The organism is Hyphomonas sp. NPDC076881 (assembly GCF_050269995.1).
In the GTDB taxonomy this organism is placed as follows: Bacteria; Pseudomonadota; Alphaproteobacteria; order Caulobacterales; family Hyphomonadaceae; genus Hyphomonas.
Window position 1 is genome coordinate 226603 of the sequence record NZ_JBNNJJ010000004.1, and the last position, 19487, is coordinate 246089.

19 protein-coding genes are annotated in these 19487 nt (G+C 63.3%); 13 read left to right on the forward strand and 6 right to left on the reverse strand.

Annotation, left to right across the window (positions count from 1 at the left end):
- Positions 1–46: 46 nt before the first annotated feature.
- Positions 47–928: an AAA family ATPase gene (locus tag ACQKI2_RS06500; protein WP_427378887.1), complete on the reverse strand. Its 882-nt coding sequence runs from the start codon at positions 926–928 to the stop codon at positions 47–49.
- Positions 929–1296: 368 nt separating this feature from the next.
- Here ACQKI2_RS06500 and ACQKI2_RS06505 point away from each other — a divergent pair, with 368 nt between their 5' ends.
- From ACQKI2_RS06505 to ACQKI2_RS06515, 3 genes are read left to right on the forward strand one after another with little or no spacing between them, the layout of a single operon-like run.
- Positions 1297–1677, forward strand: a complete 381-nt coding sequence (locus ACQKI2_RS06505) for a flagellar biosynthesis repressor FlbT (protein WP_427378888.1) — start codon at positions 1297–1299, stop codon at positions 1675–1677.
- Positions 1677–1988, forward strand: coding sequence for a hypothetical protein (locus tag ACQKI2_RS06510; protein WP_427378889.1), 312 nt, complete (start codon positions 1677–1679; stop codon positions 1986–1988). Before ACQKI2_RS06505 ends, ACQKI2_RS06510 begins: the two co-directional genes overlap by 1 nt.
- A 9-nt stretch (positions 1989–1997) precedes the next feature.
- Entirely contained in the window at positions 1998–2648 is a 651-nt protein-coding gene (locus ACQKI2_RS06515; RefSeq protein WP_427378890.1) for a MarC family protein, read from the forward strand.
- A gap of 16 nt (positions 2649–2664) precedes the next feature.
- On the opposite strand, the gene ACQKI2_RS06520 is transcribed toward ACQKI2_RS06515, so the two are convergent.
- Entirely contained in the window at positions 2665–3957 is a 1293-nt protein-coding gene (locus ACQKI2_RS06520; protein WP_427378891.1) for a hypothetical protein, read from the reverse strand.
- Positions 3958–4227: 270 nt separating this feature from the next.
- Here ACQKI2_RS06520 and dksA point away from each other — a divergent pair, with 270 nt between their 5' ends.
- Positions 4228–4674 carry an RNA polymerase-binding protein DksA gene (dksA, locus tag ACQKI2_RS06525; protein WP_051612182.1) on the forward strand — a complete coding sequence of 149 codons (447 nt, stop codon included), beginning with the start codon at positions 4228–4230 and terminating at the stop codon, positions 4672–4674.
- Between the two features lie 382 nt (positions 4675–5056).
- Entirely contained in the window at positions 5057–6052 is a 996-nt protein-coding gene (locus ACQKI2_RS06530; RefSeq protein WP_427378892.1) for a FliM/FliN family flagellar motor switch protein, read from the forward strand.
- On the opposite strand, the gene ACQKI2_RS06535 is transcribed toward ACQKI2_RS06530, so the two are convergent.
- Both ACQKI2_RS06535 and ACQKI2_RS06540 read right to left on the reverse strand, forming a co-directional pair.
- On the reverse strand, positions 6030–6314 hold the full coding sequence (locus ACQKI2_RS06535) for a hypothetical protein (protein ID WP_427378893.1): 285 nt from the start codon (positions 6312–6314) through the stop codon (positions 6030–6032). The two genes, ACQKI2_RS06530 and ACQKI2_RS06535, sit on opposite strands and share 23 nt — an antisense overlap.
- The gene (locus ACQKI2_RS06540; RefSeq protein ID WP_427378894.1) at positions 6287–8146 is read right to left on the reverse strand and encodes a DUF885 domain-containing protein; all 1860 of its coding nucleotides are present in this window, start codon (positions 8144–8146) and stop codon (positions 6287–6289) included. The genes ACQKI2_RS06535 and ACQKI2_RS06540 overlap by 28 nt, the downstream gene beginning before the upstream one ends.
- Positions 8147–8337: 191 nt before the next feature.
- On the opposite strand from ACQKI2_RS06540, the gene ACQKI2_RS06545 reads away from it, so the two are divergent.
- Positions 8338–10932, forward strand: a complete 2595-nt coding sequence (locus ACQKI2_RS06545; protein WP_427378895.1) for a response regulator — start codon at positions 8338–8340, stop codon at positions 10930–10932.
- 36 nt (positions 10933–10968) lie between these two features.
- On the opposite strand, the gene ACQKI2_RS06550 is transcribed toward ACQKI2_RS06545, so the two are convergent.
- Both ACQKI2_RS06550 and ACQKI2_RS06555 read right to left on the reverse strand, forming a co-directional pair.
- Positions 10969–11706, reverse strand: a complete 738-nt coding sequence (locus ACQKI2_RS06550) for an alpha/beta fold hydrolase (RefSeq protein ID WP_427378896.1) — start codon at positions 11704–11706, stop codon at positions 10969–10971.
- Between the two features lie 4 nt (positions 11707–11710).
- Positions 11711–12607 carry a 5'-nucleotidase, lipoprotein e(P4) family gene (locus ACQKI2_RS06555; RefSeq protein ID WP_427378897.1) on the reverse strand — a complete coding sequence of 299 codons (897 nt, stop codon included), beginning with the start codon at positions 12605–12607 and terminating at the stop codon, positions 11711–11713.
- A gap of 164 nt (positions 12608–12771) precedes the next feature.
- On the opposite strand from ACQKI2_RS06555, the gene ACQKI2_RS06560 reads away from it, so the two are divergent.
- The 7 genes from ACQKI2_RS06560 (at position 12772) to ACQKI2_RS06590 (ending at position 19485) form a co-directional block, all read left to right on the forward strand.
- On the forward strand, positions 12772–13749 hold the full coding sequence (locus ACQKI2_RS06560; RefSeq protein ID WP_427378898.1) for an NAD(P)H-dependent flavin oxidoreductase: 978 nt from the start codon (positions 12772–12774) through the stop codon (positions 13747–13749).
- Positions 13750–13898: 149 nt separating this feature from the next.
- Entirely contained in the window at positions 13899–15236 is a 1338-nt protein-coding gene (gene rmuC, locus ACQKI2_RS06565) for a DNA recombination protein RmuC (RefSeq protein WP_427378899.1), read from the forward strand.
- Positions 15237–15278: 42 nt separating this feature from the next.
- Positions 15279–15809 (forward strand): peptide deformylase, encoded by a 531-nt coding sequence (gene def / locus ACQKI2_RS06570; protein ID WP_427378900.1) that lies wholly within the window; start codon positions 15279–15281, stop codon positions 15807–15809.
- A gap of 176 nt (positions 15810–15985) precedes the next feature.
- On the forward strand, positions 15986–16927 hold the full coding sequence (gene fmt / locus ACQKI2_RS06575) for a methionyl-tRNA formyltransferase (protein ID WP_427378901.1): 942 nt from the start codon (positions 15986–15988) through the stop codon (positions 16925–16927).
- A 141-nt stretch (positions 16928–17068) separates the two neighbouring features.
- Entirely contained in the window at positions 17069–17812 is a 744-nt protein-coding gene (truA, locus tag ACQKI2_RS06580) for a tRNA pseudouridine(38-40) synthase TruA (RefSeq protein ID WP_427378902.1), read from the forward strand.
- A gap of 72 nt (positions 17813–17884) precedes the next feature.
- Positions 17885–19120 (forward strand): acyl-CoA dehydrogenase family protein, encoded by a 1236-nt coding sequence (locus ACQKI2_RS06585; protein WP_427378903.1) that lies wholly within the window; start codon positions 17885–17887, stop codon positions 19118–19120.
- Positions 19117–19485: an EthD domain-containing protein gene (locus ACQKI2_RS06590; protein WP_427378904.1), complete on the forward strand. Its 369-nt coding sequence runs from the start codon at positions 19117–19119 to the stop codon at positions 19483–19485. The genes ACQKI2_RS06585 and ACQKI2_RS06590 overlap by 4 nt, the downstream gene beginning before the upstream one ends.
- Positions 19486–19487: the final 2 nt, after the last annotated feature.

Below are 19487 nucleotides of genomic sequence, written 5' to 3' on the forward strand. Positions count from 1 at the left end.
CTAAAGAGGAAACATGACACTCAATTGCAGTGCTTGTCGAGGCCGATCAGCCCGCAGGGCCGCGGCGGCCGCCGCCCGTGCCGCCGCCATCGCTGCGGCGGGAGAGGAAGGCGAGGCGTTCGAAGAGGGCCACGTCCTGCTCGTTTTTCAGCAGCGCGCCGTGCAGCGGCGGGGTGAGGCGGTCGGGATCCTTCTCGCGCAGCGTCTCAAGGTCGATATCCTCATTCATGAGGAGTTTCAGCCAGTCGAGCAACTCGGAGGTAGAAGGCTTCTTCTTCACGCCCGGCAGTTCGCGCATGGCATAGAAGGTGGAGAGGGCGTCACCGACGAGCTTTTTCTTGATGCCGGGGAAGTGGACATCGATGATGGCACGCATCGTCGGCTCGTCCGGGAATTTGATGAAGTGGAAGAAGCAGCGGCGCAGGAAGGCGTCGGGCAGTTCTTTCTCATTGTTCGAGGTGATGATGACGATCGGGCGTTGGATGGCTTTCACCGTTTCGCCGGTTTCGTAGACGAAGAATTCCATCCGATCGAGCTCCTGCAGGAGATCGTTCGGGAATTCGATGTCGGCCTTGTCGATTTCGTCGATCAGCAGGACAGGGCGCTTGCCAGCGGTGAACGCCTCCCAGAGCTTGCCCTTCTTGATGTAGTTCTTGACGTCCTTGGCGCGCTCTTCGCCCATCTGGCCGTCGCGGAGGCGAGAGACCGCGTCATATTCGTAGAGGCCCTGATTGGCCTTGGTGGTGGACTTGATGTGCCATTCGATCAGTTCCGAGCCGAGGGCCTTGGCAACCTCGATGGCCAGTACGGTCTTGCCGGTGCCGGGCTCGCCCTTGATCAGCAGCGGACGTTCCAGGGCAATGGCGGCGTTGACGGCCACGCGCAGGTCATCTGTTGCGACATAATCCTTGGTGCCCTCAAACCGCATCCGTCTCGTCCCTTCATTCTGCTTGCTGACCTTGCACAATAAGGCCGCGCGGGGCGCGGGCAAGCGCTGACCTGAAGGAAAGTGCTGCGGTGCAGAATCGAATTTCCTTAGGGGAAAGCGGAAGCTGTGGTACAAGGACTATGCCATGCGCGCCGCCACAGAGGCTCAAGCTTCACGCTAAGCGTCGCGCCGGTTTCAGGCAGGCTGGCCGGCCCGGTTGGCCCGAAGAAGCTGGTTTTTGACCTTATGATCCAACTGCCCCCGGCTGTCGGGCGCATGGCTTCCCAACCTGCCGTAAATATTTGGAAAGCAAGCGTTAACGCCTTTGTGTGAATTTGAAACAATCCGCACCATGGGGCCGGAGACGCATGCCGCTCAAACTTTCTCTCAAGCCAGGCGAGACCTTCGTTGTGAACGGCGCGGTCGTCCGCAACGGTGACCGGCGCGGCGTGCTGCTGCTGGAAACCCAGGCGCGGATCCTGCGCGAGAAGGATATTCTGGCCCCGTCTGCCGTTTCGACACCTGCCGAGCGCGCCTATTTCGCCGTGATGCAGATGTATCTGCTCGGCGAGGTCGATGGCCCGCTCTACACCCAGACTGCCGAAGCCCTTGCCGGGCTGCTTGCCGACATGCCGGACGCGCGTGAGGATGTGCTGCAGATCTCGGCCGATGTGGTCGCTGGCGATCTCTACAAGGCGCTCGGCCGCTGCCGGAAGCTGATGCCGGCCCTGGGCACGGAGGCCGCATGATGGCGGATGGCAACCAGATGCAGGCGCGCGCGCTGCGCGCTGAAGTAACCACGGGCCTGGAAGAGGCTATCGGCAAGCTCGAAGCGGGCGCCGGGGCCGGTCTGGCGGTGGACCTTGGCGGCGGGCGGATTGCCCGGGCCGACAGTCCGCGCGGCGAGGAAGGCCTGCTGCAGCGCCTGCGCGGCCACAGGATGCTGCTGGCGCTGGCTTCTGGCAAGGCAGACCTTTCGCGGCTCAAAACCATGCCGGGCGACCTGCAAGTGGCGCCTGCTGTGCGCGAGATCCTTGACGCAGCGGCACGCAAGGCCTAGCGCCGCGCCATGTCGCCTGAACTGATTTCCCTCTTCACCGCTGCTTTTGTAACCTTCTTCGTGCTTATTGATGCACCGGGGGTGGCGCCGATCTTTGCGACGCTGACGGCGAAGGGATCACCCGCTTATCGCCGCAAGATGGCTTACAAGTCGGTGCTGGTGGCAACGATCATCATGCTGCTGTTCGCCTTTGGCGGCGCCTGGCTGCTGGACGCGATGCACATCTCGATTGATGCCTTCCGGGCTGCAGGCGGGGTGCTGCTGTTCCTGATCGCGCTCGACATGGTGTTCGAGAAGCGGACCGAACGGCGCGAACACCGCGCCGAGGAAGTGCTGGAAGGCCACCGCGATGATCCGGAGCCGGAAGATGTGTCGGTGTTCCCGATGGGCATTCCGATGATTGCGGGGCCCGGCTCGATTGCCACGGCGATGTTCTACATGTCGGAAGCGCCGACCTTTGTGCATCAGAGTGTCGTGCTGGCGGCCATCGGCCTCAACCTGCTGATCACGCTGGTGGTTTTCCTGCTGGCCGGGCCGATTGTCCGCCTCATCGGGGCAAGCGTGGCCGGCGCGCTGACTCGCATCCTGGGGGTTATCCTGGCGGCGCTATCGGCGCAGCTGATCATCGACGGCATTCGCGGCGCGTTCAATATCGGCTGATTTTTCAGATGCTGTCTCAGGCGCCCTGGGGCTCGGCCCTCGGCTTGGGCAGCTTGATGTAGAGCCGCACGGTTGAGAGCATCACCCAGAACAGCAGCATGCCGGCAGCCGTCAGGCTCATGATTTCCAGCACAGTATTGCGGTTCCAGCTGATGCCGGCATCGGCGATCTTGAGCGCCTCCCGGCCCCGTTCACGCACCAGCACAATCAGGCGTTCGCCGCCCGCCTCTGCCAGCAGGCGGGCCCGCTGAAGGTCTGTGCCGTCCTCGATCACCGCCAGAACCGTGAGCGCGCCGCCGGGGCTGGTCTGGGCGGCAAGGCGCTGGATCTGGTCAAGGTCAACCTCCAGCGGGCCGAGGCCTGCCTGATTGATCGAGCCCCCATAGGCGGCGCGGACACGTTCGGCCCGGACTTCGGTGGTGGCGAGGTCTCTGAACGCTTCCTGCAAGGCAGGCTCCAGCGCCGCGTCGGGCAGGGCAGCGTCCACCTGTTCGGCAAGATAGTCCGAGAAGCTCGGCGTCAGGCGCTGAGAGCGGCGGGCCGATTTCAGGATCGAGACGGAAAGTGCGGTCGCGTCGGAAAGACCGTCGCTATAGTCCTGCTGGACAAGGCCAAGGCCGGTCAGCTTGAGAACAAGTTCGTCAGAGCGGTCGCCCTCGATCCAGCGCTGAGACATGACGGCAAGGTCGGCATAGCTGCCGAGGATCTGGAACCGGCGCTCGTCTTCATTGCGGACATTCGCCTGCAGCACGATGGGGGCGCCGGCGGCGGGCTCCGGCGCCTCGGGCTCTTCTGCTGGCGCAGCTGCTTCCGCCAGTTCTGACGGAGGTTCCGGCGTCTCGGCGGGGCCTGCTTCGCCGGGGAGCGCTGCGGGCGCCTGGGGAGCAGGGGGATTGTAGCGCTCGGTTTCCATGATCCGCATGGCAACATTTTCAGGCAGCTTCTGCAGGGCGGCGCGGATCAGGCGTTCGTCCGGCGTGCCGGTGACCTCCGCTTCGGCGCGCACCCGGATCTGCTCGCCCAGATCACGGCCCAGCATCTGCGGCGCGGCGAGCAGATAGCCCCGCACGGCGGACATGTTGCGCGCGTCCATCTCCGCCACAATCCGGTCCTGCCAGTAGGGGAGCTTGCTGTCTTCGTCGCGGGGCCCGAACGTGGTCAGCTCCTCAAGCAGCCGGACATTGGCATGCTGAAGCGCCTCGGCAGCGCCTTCGCGGGAGGTCAGATCCTGATCGTAAGCATTGGAAATGGCGCGTGCGCCGATCACAGGCAGAAGTATCAGCAGGGAATTGAACATCACCGCCAGCATCCAGCCCGCTCTGCGGGATTGTACTTTCCGTTGGCGGGCCATTCCGTCGATTTTACCGTTTGGGCAGACTGTAAGGGCAGTTGCACATAGAGCGTGCCGGGGGGGCAAAGATCAAGGGGTGGTCTGCAACTTGCACTGTGCAGAACGCCCTTTGTGGGGCATTGAAGCGTTTACTGACAGTGTTTCGGCATGTTTTTGTCGTAATTGTCTGAAATTACAGGATTTACCCTCTCAGTCTCGGACATTGCGGAGAATCGAGGTCCGCTCTATATGGCACACAAACGAGTGAAGGAGTCTGCCGTGAGTATCGATCTCTCAGACGATTATCGCCCCTCGGAAGACGAAGAGTTCATGAATGAGCGGCAGCTGGCCTATTTCAGGCGTCTGCTGGAAGCCTGGAAGGCCGACATTCTCGACGGCGCCAAGCAGACCATTCACAATCTTCAGGACGAGTCAGGCTCTCTCCCCGACATTGTGGACCGTGCTTCGGCCGAGAGCGACAAGGCGCTTGAGCTGCGCACGCGGGACCGCCAGCGCAAGCTGATCTCCAAGATCGACGCGGCCCTGCGCCGGATCGAAGACGGTTCGTACGGCTATTGCGAGGCGACCGGTGAGCCGATCGGCCTGCGGCGCCTGGAAGCGCGCCCCACCGCAACTCTCAGCCTCGAGGCGCAGGAGCGTCACGAGCGCAAGGAACGCACCCTGCGCGACGACTAGTCATCGGGCTTTTCAAAGTTCTTCAGACAGTAAAAAGGCGGCTCTCCAGATCGGAGTGCCGCCTTTTTCCAGTCATCTTTCCCCACGCCTTTGGCGGATGTTGTACGAGCTTCTTTGGCCGCACAACCATCATGACGCGCAGATCCGAATCACGCCTTACCGAGGCCTGACCAGAAGGTAAAATTCGAGAGACTTGAGTGAATCCCTCAAGCGGTTGCTGTTAATAAATGCCGTCACGGCGAATTTACTAACGCGCCATTAACCTTTTCCGGGCGACTTAGGCAGGATGACCCTGCCTTTCGCCTCTTCAGTGAAGAGTGCATCCCCGCCGGACCTGGCGGAGGATGGATGGGATGTTTCACCCAGGCTTCGGCGCCGCATCATGACGGATACCCCGCCCCCGCGCGAACCGATTGCGCCTGACCGCCCGCTGCCGACCTCGCGGGGCGTGCTGACGCCCGCTGAGATCGAGATGCTGCTGCGTCCCGACCTTTCGGACATGGATGACCTGCCTGAAGAGGCCCCGCCAGAGCCCCAGCCGAGGACGGTTGCCGAGTTTGCGCCGCCTGCCGCTGCCCCGTCCGGGGCCGGACGGGAAGAGGCCGCCCGCCGCATTTCGGCCCGCCTGTCGCGCGCCATGCGCGAGCATTGCGGGATTGCCGCCGCCTTCACCATGCAGCGCATTTCGCCGGTGAGCCTGGCGCAGGCTGTTTCAGCGCGCGAAGAGCCGGGGCAGGCGATTGTCTGCTGCGCCGGCGCCGAGGGCGATGTGGCGGCGATGCTGGTGATCGGGGCAGGGCTTGCCCAGATCATGATCGAGACGGCCTGTGGCGGCCCGGTGCCCAATTCCCAGCCAAGAGAGCTCAGCCCGATTGATCTGGCGCTGCTGGAAGGTCTGGCCCGTCCGCTGGCGAGCGTCGTGGGCGCCGGGATGAACTTTTCCGGCATCGAAACCGATCCGCTGTTTGCCGCCTCCATCGCGGCGCCGGGGGCGGCTTACGAGATCACGCTATCGGTTCGCGCGGGCGGGGCCGACTGGCCGGCGCGCCTGCTGGTGGCGCAATCGCTGCTACCCGAGACGCCTGCCAGCGAGGAGGCAGCGCTCAGGGCAGAGCGAGGCGGGCCGGCGCTGACCGTGTTGATGACAGCGCGCGTGGCCCGGGTGGAAATGCCGCTCTCCAAACTCACCAGCCTGCGTCCCGGCGCCACGCTGCTGCTGGGCGTGCCGGCGGATCAGCCGGTGGAACTGCTGTCCGGAGGACTGGACGGCGAGGTGGCCGCCGAAGCTCAGATCGGGCGTAAGGGCAATCGTATGGCCGTGCGCATTTCGCGGCGCGGCCCGGCGCTGCGCGCCCTCAATCCGGCTTTTGCCGGATAAACTCCGCTTCAGCCTCTATCCAGGCGGTATTGGTCGGCAGGCCCGAAAAGCCGAGATGATTGATCCGGAAGACGAGCGCGGCGTGTTTCGTATCGAGCGCAAAGTCGCCCGGCGTCAGGCGGCTGGCGGCGGTATCTATTTTCGGGGCCAGGAGGGCGCCGGCTACACTGCTGCAGCCGGCGAGAAAGAGGGTGGCGAGCGCGAGAGACGCGCCCGCCCGGAGGATAGGGTGGCCTAGCTGGCCCTGGTCTCCGCGATCCATGCGTCGACATTCTCCTCAAGTATGGCCAGCGGCACGGCGCCATTCTTCAATACGACATCGTGGAAGTCCCGGATGTCGAAGGCGTCGCCCAGCTCTGTCTTGGCGCGTTCGCGCAGCTCGACGATCTTGATCATGCCGATCTTGTAGGCGGTGGCCTGGCCCGGCATCACGATGTAGCGATCGATGGCCTTGCGGGCATCGCCTTCCGGATTGGGGGTGTTCTCCAGAAGATACTGGACGGCCTGTTCGCGCGTCCACTGTTTGGAGTGAAGGCCGGTATCGACCACCAGGCGGGCGGCGCGCCAGATTTCCATGGCGAGGCGGCCAAAGTCCGAATACGGATCGGTGTAGTAGCCGATCTCTTTGGGCAGAAGCTCCGTATAGAGGCCCCAGCCTTCGGAATAGGCGGTATAGCCACCAAAGCGCCGGAAGCTGGGAACACCTTCAAGCTCCTGCGCGATGGCAATCTGCATATGGTGGCCCGGAATGCCTTCATGGAAAGCGAGGGCTTCCAGCTGATAGGTCGGCATGTCGGACATGCGGTAAAGGTTGGCGTAGTAGATGCCGGGGCGGCTGCCATCCGGGGCAGGGCGGTTGTAGAAGGCCTTGCCGGCGGACCGCTCCCGGAAGGGCTCGACCGCCTGAACGATCATGCCGGCTTTCGGGAACGTGTTGAAGAGGTTCGGGAGGTCTGCCTCCATACGGGCAATCGCCGCGCGCGCCTCGGCGAGATATTCCTCACGGCCTTCAGGTGTTTCGGATTTGTAGAAGCGCGGATCGGTGCGCATGAACTCGAAAAAGTCCTGCAGGTCTCCCTCAAAGCCGACCTGCTGCATGATCGCCTCCATCTCCGCATGGATGCGGGCAACTTCATCCAGGCCGATCTGGTGGATTTCGGCAGCGGTGAGATCGGTCGTCGTCATCGCCTTCAGGCGCGTTTCGTAATAGGCCGCGCCATCGGGCAGTTTCCAGGCGCCGTCATCGGCGGTGGCGCTGAGCTGCTGGCGGGTGAGTTCCTCAATGGCGGCCTGATAGGCGGGGCCAACGGCGGTGGTGAGGGCCTCTGCGGCGCGCTCGGTCAGCTCTGTGGCCTGTTCCGGCGAGATCGTGCTGTTATTGACGAGCGCGGTGATCTTGCCCCGGATGTCGCTCATCAGCGGGCTGTCTTCACTGCCATCATCCTTTCCCGAGAAAGGATAGCCGGTGATGAGGCCGCGGGCGTCGGAGAGGACATAGTCATAGACAAACGCAGGCGGCTGAATGCCTTTTTCAGCGGCCGCGCGGGCGTTTTCGACATGGCCGCCGAGATAGGCGGGCAGGGCGTTCAGGCGCGTGATGTAGGCCTCCGCATCTGCCAGGCTGGTGACCTTGTGCTGGTTTATCAGAAAGGCGGGGATCGACGACTGGACGCCAAACATCTGGTTGAAGGTGTAGCCGTGATCGCGGAACGGTTCGTTCAGTTCCGAGCGCTCCAGCTCATATTCTGCGAGGCGCCAGGACAGCTTCGCCTGGTCGTTCAGCTTGTTGAAGTCGAATTTTTCCTTCATTTCCTGAACAGTAGCCCGCTGGATAGCCAGGCTTTCCGCGTCGAAAGCGCGGGAGGGGTCGGTCCACTCGCCATAGCGGTCGCGCCGGCCCAGCGCAGTCATCCGCATCGGGTCGCGGGCAATGGCTTCCTCGAACTTCTGCTCAAACCATTCGTTCAGCCGCTCGGATTCGGCAGCCACCACCTCGGTGGAATATTCCGGAATTTTGGGTTCGCGGTGGGCGGGGGAGCCGCAGCTGGCGACCAGCGCCATTGCGGTGAACATTGCGAGCGTGCGTGATACCATGGTTAGCCGAATCCTGTTCTTCTGGGCTCGATTATACTGCGTCTGTTAGCGGCTTTTTCGGGTTCGTTAACCTTTGCCGTGTCAAAAACGATAAACTAGGTGAAGGTTGGGCCTCGAGTCATGTGATGCCCACCTCGCATAAGGCATGGCCAGCCCGGAAAGGGAACCGGCCAATAGAATGGTGGTAGACCATGAGTAACGAAGCAGACACCCTTGAGCTGACTCTCGCTGCGGCAACGCCAGGCGAGGAGGCGAATGCCGGTGAGCGGGAAGGGCGGCGTATCGACTTCCTGCAGCTGGGTTTTTGGGGCTGTCTGCTCCTGTCCATCGCCGCAGCCAGCATCTCGCTTGCCTGGCCGAATGCGTCGGGCGCGACCGGCTCGATCCTGCTGATCACAATGGCGTCAGGCGGCCTCGTCTTCCTGCTCTGGACTGTGCGCGGCGCGGGGCGGTACATCGGCCTCTTCCCGGAAAAGGGCGCTGCCGCGCGGGTCGCGAATGCCAGCGCGCCGCGTTTTCCCTGGATTGAAGCCCTGGATGAAGCCGTTCTGGTAACTGATCCCGGCGGCGCGCCGGTGGCCGCCAACACTGCCTATTCCGATCTGACCCGGATGGCCCTGATCGCTGGCACCGCGGAAAGCGGCCCGGTAACGGTTGACCGCCTGTTCGGCGCCAATCCTGGCCTCGCCGCACCGGTTTACCGCCTGTCGAAATCTGCCAAGGCAGGCACGCAGCGCCGCGAAGTGCTGCCGCCGCTGGCGCTTGGCCCGGAACAGGTTCCCGCGCAGTTTGAAGTGTCCGTCTCTCCGCTGCCGCGGGGCCGCGTCTTGTGGCGTATCCGCCGCATCGCCGGCCAGATCGAGGCAACGGGCGCGGCAGACCTCAAATCCCTCTATGTCGAAGATGCCCCGATGGGCTTCTTCGCCGCCAAGCCGGACGGTACGATCACCTATGCCAACTCCTGGCTGCGGGAACTGCTCGGCCTGCCGGAGACGGCCAAGAATATCCGCACCGACGACATCATGCGTCCGGAATTCGTGAAGATGCTGGCGCGGGACCGCAAGTCCGGCGCGCCGGGCCGGGCCGACATCCAGCTGCGCGCGCGCGACGGGGTGGAGATCCCGGTGCAGGCGATCACCAGCTGGACGGGCCGGGGCGCTGACGCCGCCGGGCGCACGATCGTGCTGGCAAGCCCGCAGGTGCTGAATGGCGGGGAAGAGCGCTTTGCGCTGCAGGCGGCTTCGCGCCCGCCGCGCCCGGATGGCGATCCGATGTTCGATGACGCGCCGTTCGGCGCCGTGCGTCTGGATGGCGACCGGGTGGACAGCGCGGTAATCCTCGACGCCAACCGCGCGCTGATGGAAGTCACCGGGGGCCGGGCAACACCGGGCACGCGCTTTGCTGATCTCTTTGTATCGGAAGAGGGCGAGGACGCGCTCGCCACACTGCTGGTGGACGCCATCGACAAGCCGGTCGCGCTGAAGACGGCGGGAGACGAGGCGCGGGACGTGAACGTGTTCGTCACGCTCAACAATACGGGGCGCCCCTCGGTGGCCTATATCATCGACATCACCGAGCAGCGCCAGCTGGAGACGCGCCTTGCCCATGGCGAGAAGATGCGCTCCATCGGCCAACTGGCCGGGGTTGTGGCGCATGACTTCAACAATGTGCTGCAGGGCATCATCTTCAACTATGAAGAGCTGATGACGCGCCACCCCGTGGGGGACCCGTCGTACGAATACCTGCAATCGATCCACGAATTCTCGTCGCGGGCGCGTGAACTCGTCCGTATGCTGCTGGCCTATGCCCGCGCGCAGACCTTCAAGCGGGAAATCTTCAACGTTACCGACTTCCTCTCCGAATTCTCGATCCTGCTGCGCCAGGTGCTGGATGAGCGGGTGGAGCTGGATGTGAAACATGGCCGGGATGTGCCCTGGATCAAGGCGGACAAGAACCAGCTGGAAACGGCGATCATCAACCTGGCCACCAATGCCCGCGATGCCATGATTGCGCATCGCAATGGCGGCAAGCTGTCGATCCGCACGGCGCGCTCCACCGGCAAGGAGGCCCATGCGCTGGGCTTCAATTATGTGGAAGATGGCGAATACCTGCTGATCGAGGTGGAAGACAACGGCACGGGCATGCCCCGCGATCTGCTGGACAAGATTTTCCAGCCCTTCTTCACGACCAAGGAGCAGGGCTCTGGCACGGGGCTTGGTCTGGCAACCGTCTATGGCATCATCAAGCAATCGGGCGGCTATGTCTGCCCGATTTCCTCGGTGGGCAAGGGTACGACCTTCTACATCTATCTGCCGGCGCTGGCCGCAGAAGAAATTCCCGAGCCGTCGGATATTGCCGAGAACACCAAGGCGGTTGCGCGCCCGATGGATATGTCCGGACGCGGACGTATCCTGCTCGTCGAGGATGAGGATGGCGTGCGCTCCATCGCGGCCACCCATCTGCGACAGCGCGGCTATGAGGTGGAAGAAGCCTGCGACGGCGAGGAGGCATTGGACATCCTCACCGATATGCCGGGTTCGTTCGATCTCATCATCTCGGACGTGGTGATGCCGGGCATGGATGGGCCAACGCTCATCCGCGAAGCCAAGGACAAGCTTGGCCATGCGCGCGTGATCTTCATCTCCGGCTATGCCGAACGCGATCTTGCCCAGCAGCTGGATGATGACCGGGCGGTCTCCTTCCTGCCCAAACCGTTCACAGTTCGTCAGCTGTCGGAGCGGATCAAACAGGAACTGGCAGGGGTTGGCGGCAAGGAAGCGGCCTGATCCTCCGCCTCTCGAAACAGGAAAAGGGCCGGCTTCTCAGCCGGCCTTTTGCCATAGGGCCTTCAGGACCGCTGCGAAGTTTTCAGCCCGGTCATGACAGGCCCAATGGCCGGTGCCGCGCTCCACATGCAGCGGTGTGCCATGACGCTTTGAAAAGCGCTCTGCCACGGGAAGCTCCACGAACGGATCATTCTCGCCCCAGAACAGCTGGCCATGCTGGGGAAGGTTTGCCAGATCGTCCACCCAATGCCCGCTGAAGCGCAGGCCGATGGCGGAGCGGTAGAGGCTGAGGATCGACTGGCGCATCCGCTTGTCGATATGGGGCACTTCGATTTCGGCGAGTTCGCGCGGCATACCGCCTTGAACGAGGCCTTCGATCAGGCGCGGTTTGTTGCGCATGTTCAGCATCACGAACTCGCCCAGCAGCGGGGTTGCCCACATGCGAGCTGTTCTGTGGCCGGAATAGTCCGGATCGATCACGGCATTGGTGACGCACCAGCTTTTCACAAGATCTGGCCGCAGGCTGGCGGCGCGCAGGGTGAGCAGGGCGCCCCAGTCATGGCCAACGATGTGGACCGGCTCGCCGGCCGCTTCCATCTGTGTGATCAGCCAGCTGGCATATTCATCCTTCGTGCTGTGGAAGCCGGGCGGCTTTTCCGTGCCGAAACCGGGAAGGGCGGGCGCGCGGTAATCCTCCGGACCCAGACCAAGCGCGGCCACAAGCGGCTGCCAGAGAACGGGGGTATCGGGAACGCCGTGGACGAAGAGGATCATGGCATCATTCCTTGCTGGCCGGGGCCCAATAGGTTTCCGGCGGGAAGATTTCTTCCATGCTGCCGGCAATCGACGGGCCATAGGTCGGGTTGGGCAGGATGAACCAGCCTTTGTCCCAGAGGCCGCCGAAGGCAGGGGCGGCGGCGAGGTCACGGCGGCCGGCGGGGCTCAGGGATTTGTCGTTGAAGATGTCGGCTATGTCGCCCAGCTGGTCGCCGACGAGCGCAATGACGCAGTAATTCTCCGAGATGGCATAGCGGCGTCCATCCTTGGCCGAGCCGCCGGGCGTATCGCCTTTCAGGAACAGGGTTTCGCCGTGCACATAGTCGCCGAAGCCCGCTTCGCGGATCGTTTCGATATTTCCGGCCACGTTGGCCGCCTCGCGGTTGGTGTTGAGGATCACCTCAACGCCGGCCTTGCGGATGCGCTCCACCCCTTCCAGCGCGCCGGGAATGGCAACGGTCTTGCCCGCGCCGGTGCGTTCCCACTCGCTCCAGATTTTCGAATCGAATTCGATGCCCAGGCGGCGGAAGGCGCCTGCCGAGCCAAGGTTCCAGATCAGGGTTTCATCCACATCGAAGACGGCGGCGAGAGGCTTTCCCCCGCAAGCCAGAAATTCGGGCGCCTCGGCCGTCGCGCCGGGCGCGAGAATGACGCTGTATTCCGGGCGGGCGGCTGCGCCGGCTTCGGCATAGGCGGCAATCCGCTTCCAGCTCTGCTCCATCATGATCTGCGCTTCGGCTGAGCCGAAAAGCCATTGGTCCGCGGGGAAGGGGCGCGCTTCAGGGGCCGATGCTGCCACGGGTTGTTGCGCGGCCGGGGCGGGCTCCGGCGCCGTCATCGTCGCCGTCTGGCAGGCTGCCAGCGCCATGAAAGAAAGAATTGGAAGCGCGTATTTCATGGAAACTCCATCAGCCATGGGCCCTTTGGGGTAAAACGCTTTCGGGTGAGGGGCAATCTTTATCCCGCCCCGGGCGCGGGGTGATTTCCCCGATGTCAGACTTGCGCGCGGGCGAGGCTCTGTCCAAGGATGCCGCGAGAGAAAAGCCTTTGGGAGACCCGGCCATGAAAACCCGCATCACTGAAATGCTCGGCATCAAGCACCCGATTGTTCAGGGGGGCATGCACTTTGTCGGTTTTGCTGAAATGGCGGCGGCCGTTTCCAATGCGGGCGGCCTCGGCATCATTACCGCCCTGACGCAGCGGACCCCGGCAGACCTCGCCAATGAAATCGCCCGCTGCCGCGACATGACGGACAAGCCGATCGGCGTGAACCTGACCTTCCTGCCTGCGGTCAACCAGCCGGACTATCCCGGCTATGTGAAAGCCATCATCGAGGGCGGCGTGAAGGTGGTTGAAACCGCCGGCAACAACCCCGTGCAGGTACTCCCCATTCTCAAGGATAATGGCATCAGGGTCATCCATAAGTGCACTGCCGTGCGCCATGCCCTGAAGGCCCAGAAGATCGGCTGTGATGCGGTGTCGGTGGATGGCTTCGAATGTGGTGGCCACCCCGGCGAAGACGATGTGCCCAACTTCATCCTTCTGCCGCGCGCGATGGACGAGTTGGATATTCCCTTCATCGCCTCGGGCGGCATGGCTGATGGCCGCTCGCTGGTGGCGGCGATGGCGCTGGGCGCAGAAGGCATGAACATGGGCACGCGCTTCATCGCCACGAAAGAAGCCCCGGTGCACGAGAATGTGAAGCAGGCGCTGGTTGCGGCGTCTGAACTCGACACCCGCCTCGTCATGCGCCCGCTGCGCAATACCGAACGTGTGCTGACGAACCCTGCGGTGGAGCGTCTTCTCCAGAAGGAGAAGGAACTCGGCGCAAGCATCAAGTTTGAGGACATCATCGAGGAAGTAGCCGGCGTGTATCCGAAGATCATGAAAGACGGCGACATGGACGCGGGCGCCTGGTCCTGCGGCATGGTGGCGGGCCTCATCTATGACATCCCGACCTGCCAGGAACTGATCGACCGGATCATGGCCGAGGCCGAAGAGATCATCACCAAGCGGCTGGCCGGCTTCCTGAAAGGCTGATCGGCGGACGTGTTTCGTTCCAGCCGGCGTTAACCAGTCTTCCGCAGGCGGCGAAATTCGCCTGCGGAGCACAGTCCGCTCGCCTTGCGGGTGTAGACAGCGGCTAATCGTTCCGATTATGTTCTGGGCTCGATTCCAGAGGGCCTGCCATGACGCCTGTGATCACAATTGGGTCTGCCGGGTTTGACCTGGTGCATGCCGTCCTGCTGCTGATTGCGGCGGGGCTCGGCGTGTTTCTCTGGCAATCCCGCCAGCGCGGGGATGTCGAGCGCGAACGCCTGATGACCGAACGCAACGCCGCGCAGGATGAGCTGTCGCGCCTGCGCCAGCGCGAGCAGACGCTGGAGGCGGCACGCCGGGATGCAGAACTGAAGCTCGCGGCGGCAGAGGCGCGCAGCGCCGAGGATGAGCGCAAATTCGCCGAACTCGCCCAGGGCGTCCTGGCGCGGGCCAATTCCATGTTTCTGGAGCGGGCCGAAGAAACCTTCAAACGCCACCGGGAAGGGGCCCAGGGCGAGTTGAAAGAGCTGATGAAGCCCATCGGCGAGAATTTCGAGAGCTTCCGCCAGAAAGTGGAGGCGATCGAAAAGGTGCGCACCGAGGACAAGTCCCTCCTCTCCGAGCAGGTGCGCGCGATTGCCGAAAGCCTGCACAGAAATACGGCCGAGACTGGCAAGCTCGTGAACGCGCTGACCGCACCCAAGGGCGGCGGGCGCTGGGGGGAGATGACCCTTCGCAATGTGATGGAGCAGGCTGGCCTGTCCGCCCATTGCGATTTCAGCGAGCAGGTTCATGATGATACCGAAGAGGGGCGGCAGCGCCCGGATGCCATCATCCGCCTGCCGGGTGACCGGCAGATCGTGATCGATTCCAAGGTGTCGCTTGCCTCCTATATGGCCGCCACGAATACCGACGACCCGGCGGAGCGGCAGGCGCACCTGAAACAGCATGCGGCCAGCGTGCAGCGGCATGTTACCACCCTGGCCTCAAAGGACTATCAGTCCAATCTCGGTAACCGGTTTGACTATATCGCCATGTTCATTCCGGGGGAGAACTTCTTCGCCGCCGCGCTCGAACAGTCACCGGATCTGATTGAGAAGGCGATGAACCGCTCCGTGATTGTCACCACACCGACGACACTGATCGCGCTGGCGCGGACAGTGGCCCATCTCTGGCGTCAGCACGAGATGAATGAAAATGCGCAGGCCGCCGCGGAACTGGGCGCAGAACTCTACACTCGGATGGGCGTCCTGCTGGGGCATACTGAAAAGCTCGGAAAATCGCTGAACTCTTCAGTCGATCATTATAACAGCCTGCTCGGCTCCATCGACAAGCGCGTGCTGCCGACGCTGCGCAAGTTCGAAGACATGCAGATTGCCCCGCCCGGCAAGGTGCCTCCGGAGGCAAAGCTGATCGAAGCGCGGGCCAACACGCCCGATACGGGCCAACTGCCGCTTGAAGCCCCGCCAAAGCTGCCGGCGGAGTGATCTCCCGTTGACGCTGCGGCGAGGGGTGCATATCTGACGGTCATGGCTATTCGCGAAATCCTCACTGTACCTGATCCGCGCCTGAAGCAGGTGTCCAAGCCTGTTGAGGGCGGCGTGACCGGCGAGATTCGGGCGCTCATGGATGACATGCTGGAGACGATGTATGACGCGCCGGGCATCGGCCTGGCCGCCATCCAGATTGGCGTGCCGCTGCGGGTGATCGTGATGGATCTGGCGCGCGAAGGCGAGGAGCCCCAGCCGCGCTATTTCGTGAATCCGGAAATCGTCGAGACTATCGAAGAAACAAAGCCTTATGAAGAAGGCTGTCTCTCCGTACCGGATATTTTCGACCAGGTGGAGCGTCCGGCCCGGTGCAGGATCCGTTATCTGGACTATGATGGCAACCAGGTCGATGAGTGGGCCGAAGACCTCTATGCGGTCTGCATCCAGCATGAGATGGACCATCTCGAAGGCACGCTGTTCATCGATTACCTCTCCCGCCTGAAGCGCGACCGCGCCATCGACAAGGTGAAGAAAGCCAAGATCCGCGCGATCCGCGAAGACGCCAACTGATGCGCTTTTTCCGGGACATGCGGTTCCGGTGGCTGTTGGCAGTATTGGTCGCCGCCGTGATTGTGTGGCTGGCGGGTGGTGACGGTCTTCCGGCGCGTTCGGGCCTCTGAGCCTCACAAGCTTGCCATCGCCTGGCTGATGGTGTTCCGGTTCCGCCAAGTCCAAGGAGCCTCAAAATGCCTCTCCGTATTGCCTTCATGGGAAGCCCCGGCATTGCGCTCGGCGTGCTCGAAGCCCTGATCGCGGCGGGCCAGGAGGTCGCCTGCGTCTATTCCCAGCCGCCGCGCCCGGCGGGCCGGGGGCAGAAGCTGACACCGACGCCGGTGCACGCCTTTGCTGAAGCGCGCGGGCTTGAGGTGCGCACGCCGAAATCGCTAAAAAAGCCCGAAGAGCAGGCCGCCTTTGCCGCGCTGAACCTCGATGCCGCTGTGGTGGTCGCCTATGGCCTTATCCTGCCGCAACCCATCCTGGATGCGCCGCGCCTTGGCTGCCTCAACATGCACGCCTCTATCCTGCCGCGCTGGCGGGGCGCGGCGCCGATCCAGCGCGCGATCATGGCGGGCGACACGGAAACCGGCGTGGACGCGATGATGATGGAAGCAGGGCTTGATACCGGCCCGGTGCTCGCCTCCGTCCGCACACCTATTACCCCGCAGGATACCGCCGGCAGTCTGCATGACCGGCTGGCCGCCCTCGCCGCAGAGCTTGCGCCGCGCGCGCTGGCGGGCCTTGCCGATGGCAGCCTGAAGCCCTCGCCGCAGATTGAAGACGGCATGACCTATGCGCAGAAGATCACCGCTGAAGACCAGCGGATAGACTGGACAAGGCCGGCGGCCGAGATCGACTGCCAGATCCGCGCTCTCTCCCCGGCGCCGGGCGCCTGGTGTGAGGCTGATCTCGGGCAGGGGCCGGTTCGGCTGAAGGTTCTCCTCAGTGAGCTGACGGATCATGCGACGGTCGCCGTTCCCGGCGCGCTGATCGATGACCGGCTGAGTGTCGCCTGTGGGGATGGCCGCGTTGTGCGCCTGCTGCGCCTGCAGAAGCCCGGTGGCAAGCCGCTTGCCGCGCGCGAATTTCTGGCGGGGTCTCCATTGCCGGAAGGAACACAGCTCGGCTGATGGATCGTTGGAGACGCCCCGTCTTGCTTGCCATACCGGCTGCTGCCGGGCCTCTCGGAGGCGGGGAAAACCCATTCGGTGGCGTTTGGCGGCTGAATGGCCAGTTGACCTTGCGCCCCGCCTTTGGCAGCGGGCTTTGTCATGCCACGTTACAAGCTCCTCATTGAATATCACGGCGGCGCCTATCAGGGCTGGATGCGCCTGCCCGGCCTGCAGACCGTGCAGGGCGCGCTGGAGGAGGCTGCCGCCAAGCTGGATGGTGGGCCGGTGGAAGTGATCGGCGCGGGCAGGACGGACGCGGGCGTTCATGCCACCGGGCAGGTTGCCCATATGGATCTGCGGCAGGACCGGCCCAACAAGGTGGCCGATGCGATGAACTTCCATCTGCGGCCTCATCCGATTGCGGTGCTGAAAGCCGAGAGAGTGGACGAGGAGTTCCACGCGCGCTTCTCTGCCACGGCGCGGCATTACCGCTATGTCGTCATCAACCGGCGCGCGGACCTGACGGTGGACCGCGGCATTGCCTGGCGCGTACCGTCCAAACTGGTCGCCGAGAAGATGCATGAGGCCGCGCAGTTTTTCATTGGTACGCATGATTTCTCGACCTTCCGCGACACCGAATGCCAGGCGCTGAGCCCGGTGAAGACGCTGACGCGGTTTGACGTGGCGCGTTATGGCGAACGGATCGAGTTTACCTGCTCGGCGCCGAGTTTCATTCACCGGCAGGTGCGCTCCATGGTGGGCAGCCTGGTTGAGGTGGGGCGGGGGCACCGGCCCGTGACATGGGCGCGCGAGATCCTGGAGGCAGCCGACCGCACGCGCTGTGGGCCCGTGGCGCCGGCCGACGGCCTCTTCCTGGAGCGGGTTGATTACGGCCCCGGCTGACGCGAAGGCAATCCTGTGCAGGCCCGTTTTTCGGGGTTAGCCTTCCTCCAGACAAGATGAGGAGGAACGCCAATGGCCATTGATTTCACGATTCCGGAAGACGCAAAGGAAGTGCGCGAGCGTGTGCGCCGCTGGGTGCAGGAAGAGTGCATTCCCGCTGAACAGGAGATGGCTGCGGGTAAGCCTTACAAGGAAGTTCTCGCCGCGTTGCGCACGAAAGCGCGCGCGCAGGGGCTGTGGTTGCCCTTCATTCCGAAGGAGCATGGCGGGATGGGGCTGGGGCCCCTGGCCAATGCCCTTGTGCAGATGGAACTGGGGCAAAGCCATCTGGGCGCGCTGTCGATGAATTCTCAGGGGCCGGACGATGCAACCATGCTGACGCTGCTGGCGCATGGCACCGACTTCCAGAAGGAGAAATATCTCAAGCCGATTCTCAACGGGGAAAAGCGCGTCTGCTATTCGATGACGGAGAAAGCAGCCGGCGCGGACGCGACCGGCATGCAAACGGTGGCCGTGAAAGACGGCAAGGGGAATTACGTTCTCAATGGCGAGAAATGGTTCTCTTCGGCGGCCACGGCGGCTGACATTGCCGTGGTGATGGCCAAGACTAATCCGGACGCGCCGCGCCATCAGCAATTCTCCACCTTCATCGTCGAGTTGCCCAATCCCGGCTACAAGATCATCCGCGACATTCCGACCATGGCCGTGCATGGCAAGCACTATACCGAGATGGGCGGCGGCCATGCTGAGGTGAAGATCGACAACCTGGTCGTGCCCGAAGCAAACCTGCTGGGCGGGGAAGGGATGGGCTTTGCCATGGGCCAGCACCGGCTTGCCTATGGCCGTCTGCGCCATGGCATGCACAATGTGGCGATGGCGCAGCGGGCGCTTGATCTGGCCACGGAGCAGGTGACAACGCGGTCTACCTTCGGCAAGGGACTGGAGGATCGCCAGGGCGTGCAGTTCATGCTGGCCGAATGCGCCAGCCAGCTCTACATCGCGCGCCTGATGCTGATTCACATTGCCTACAAGGCAGAGAATGGCATGGACATCCGCCAGGAAAACGGCATCGCCAAGGTCTTCCTCGCCAATATGGTTCACAAGGTGGTCGACACCGCCATCCAGCTTCACGGCGCGCTCGGCTATTCGCTCGATACGCCGCTCGCGGCCTGGTACACGCATATCCGCTCCCAGCGCCTCGTGGATGGGCCTGATGAAGTGCACAAATGGATCACGGGCAAGAATGTCATTCGCGCCTACAAGAAGGATGGCACCACGGCGGCGGCCGCGGGCGGAGATATTCTGTGATCAAACTGACCTTCTGTCTGCGACGCCTGCCGCATCTCAGCCGGGAAGAGTTCCAACGCTACTGGCGGGAGCAGCACGCCCCGCTGGTGGCCGCCAGGGCAAAGACGCTGGGGATCGTCCGGTATGAGCAGACCCATGCGGGTTTTGACGCGATGAGCGAGGCCATCCGCGCCTCCCGCAACGCGCCCGGACCCTATGACGGCATCGCCGAAATCTGGTTCGAGAGCGAAGAGGCCATGCAGGCCGCCGGGCGCAATCCCGGCGTGTCGGAAGCCGCGCGCGAGTTGCTGGAGGATGAACGCAACTTCATCGATCTTGCCAACTCGCCCCTCTGGTACAACCGCGTTCACACGATTGTCGGGTGATC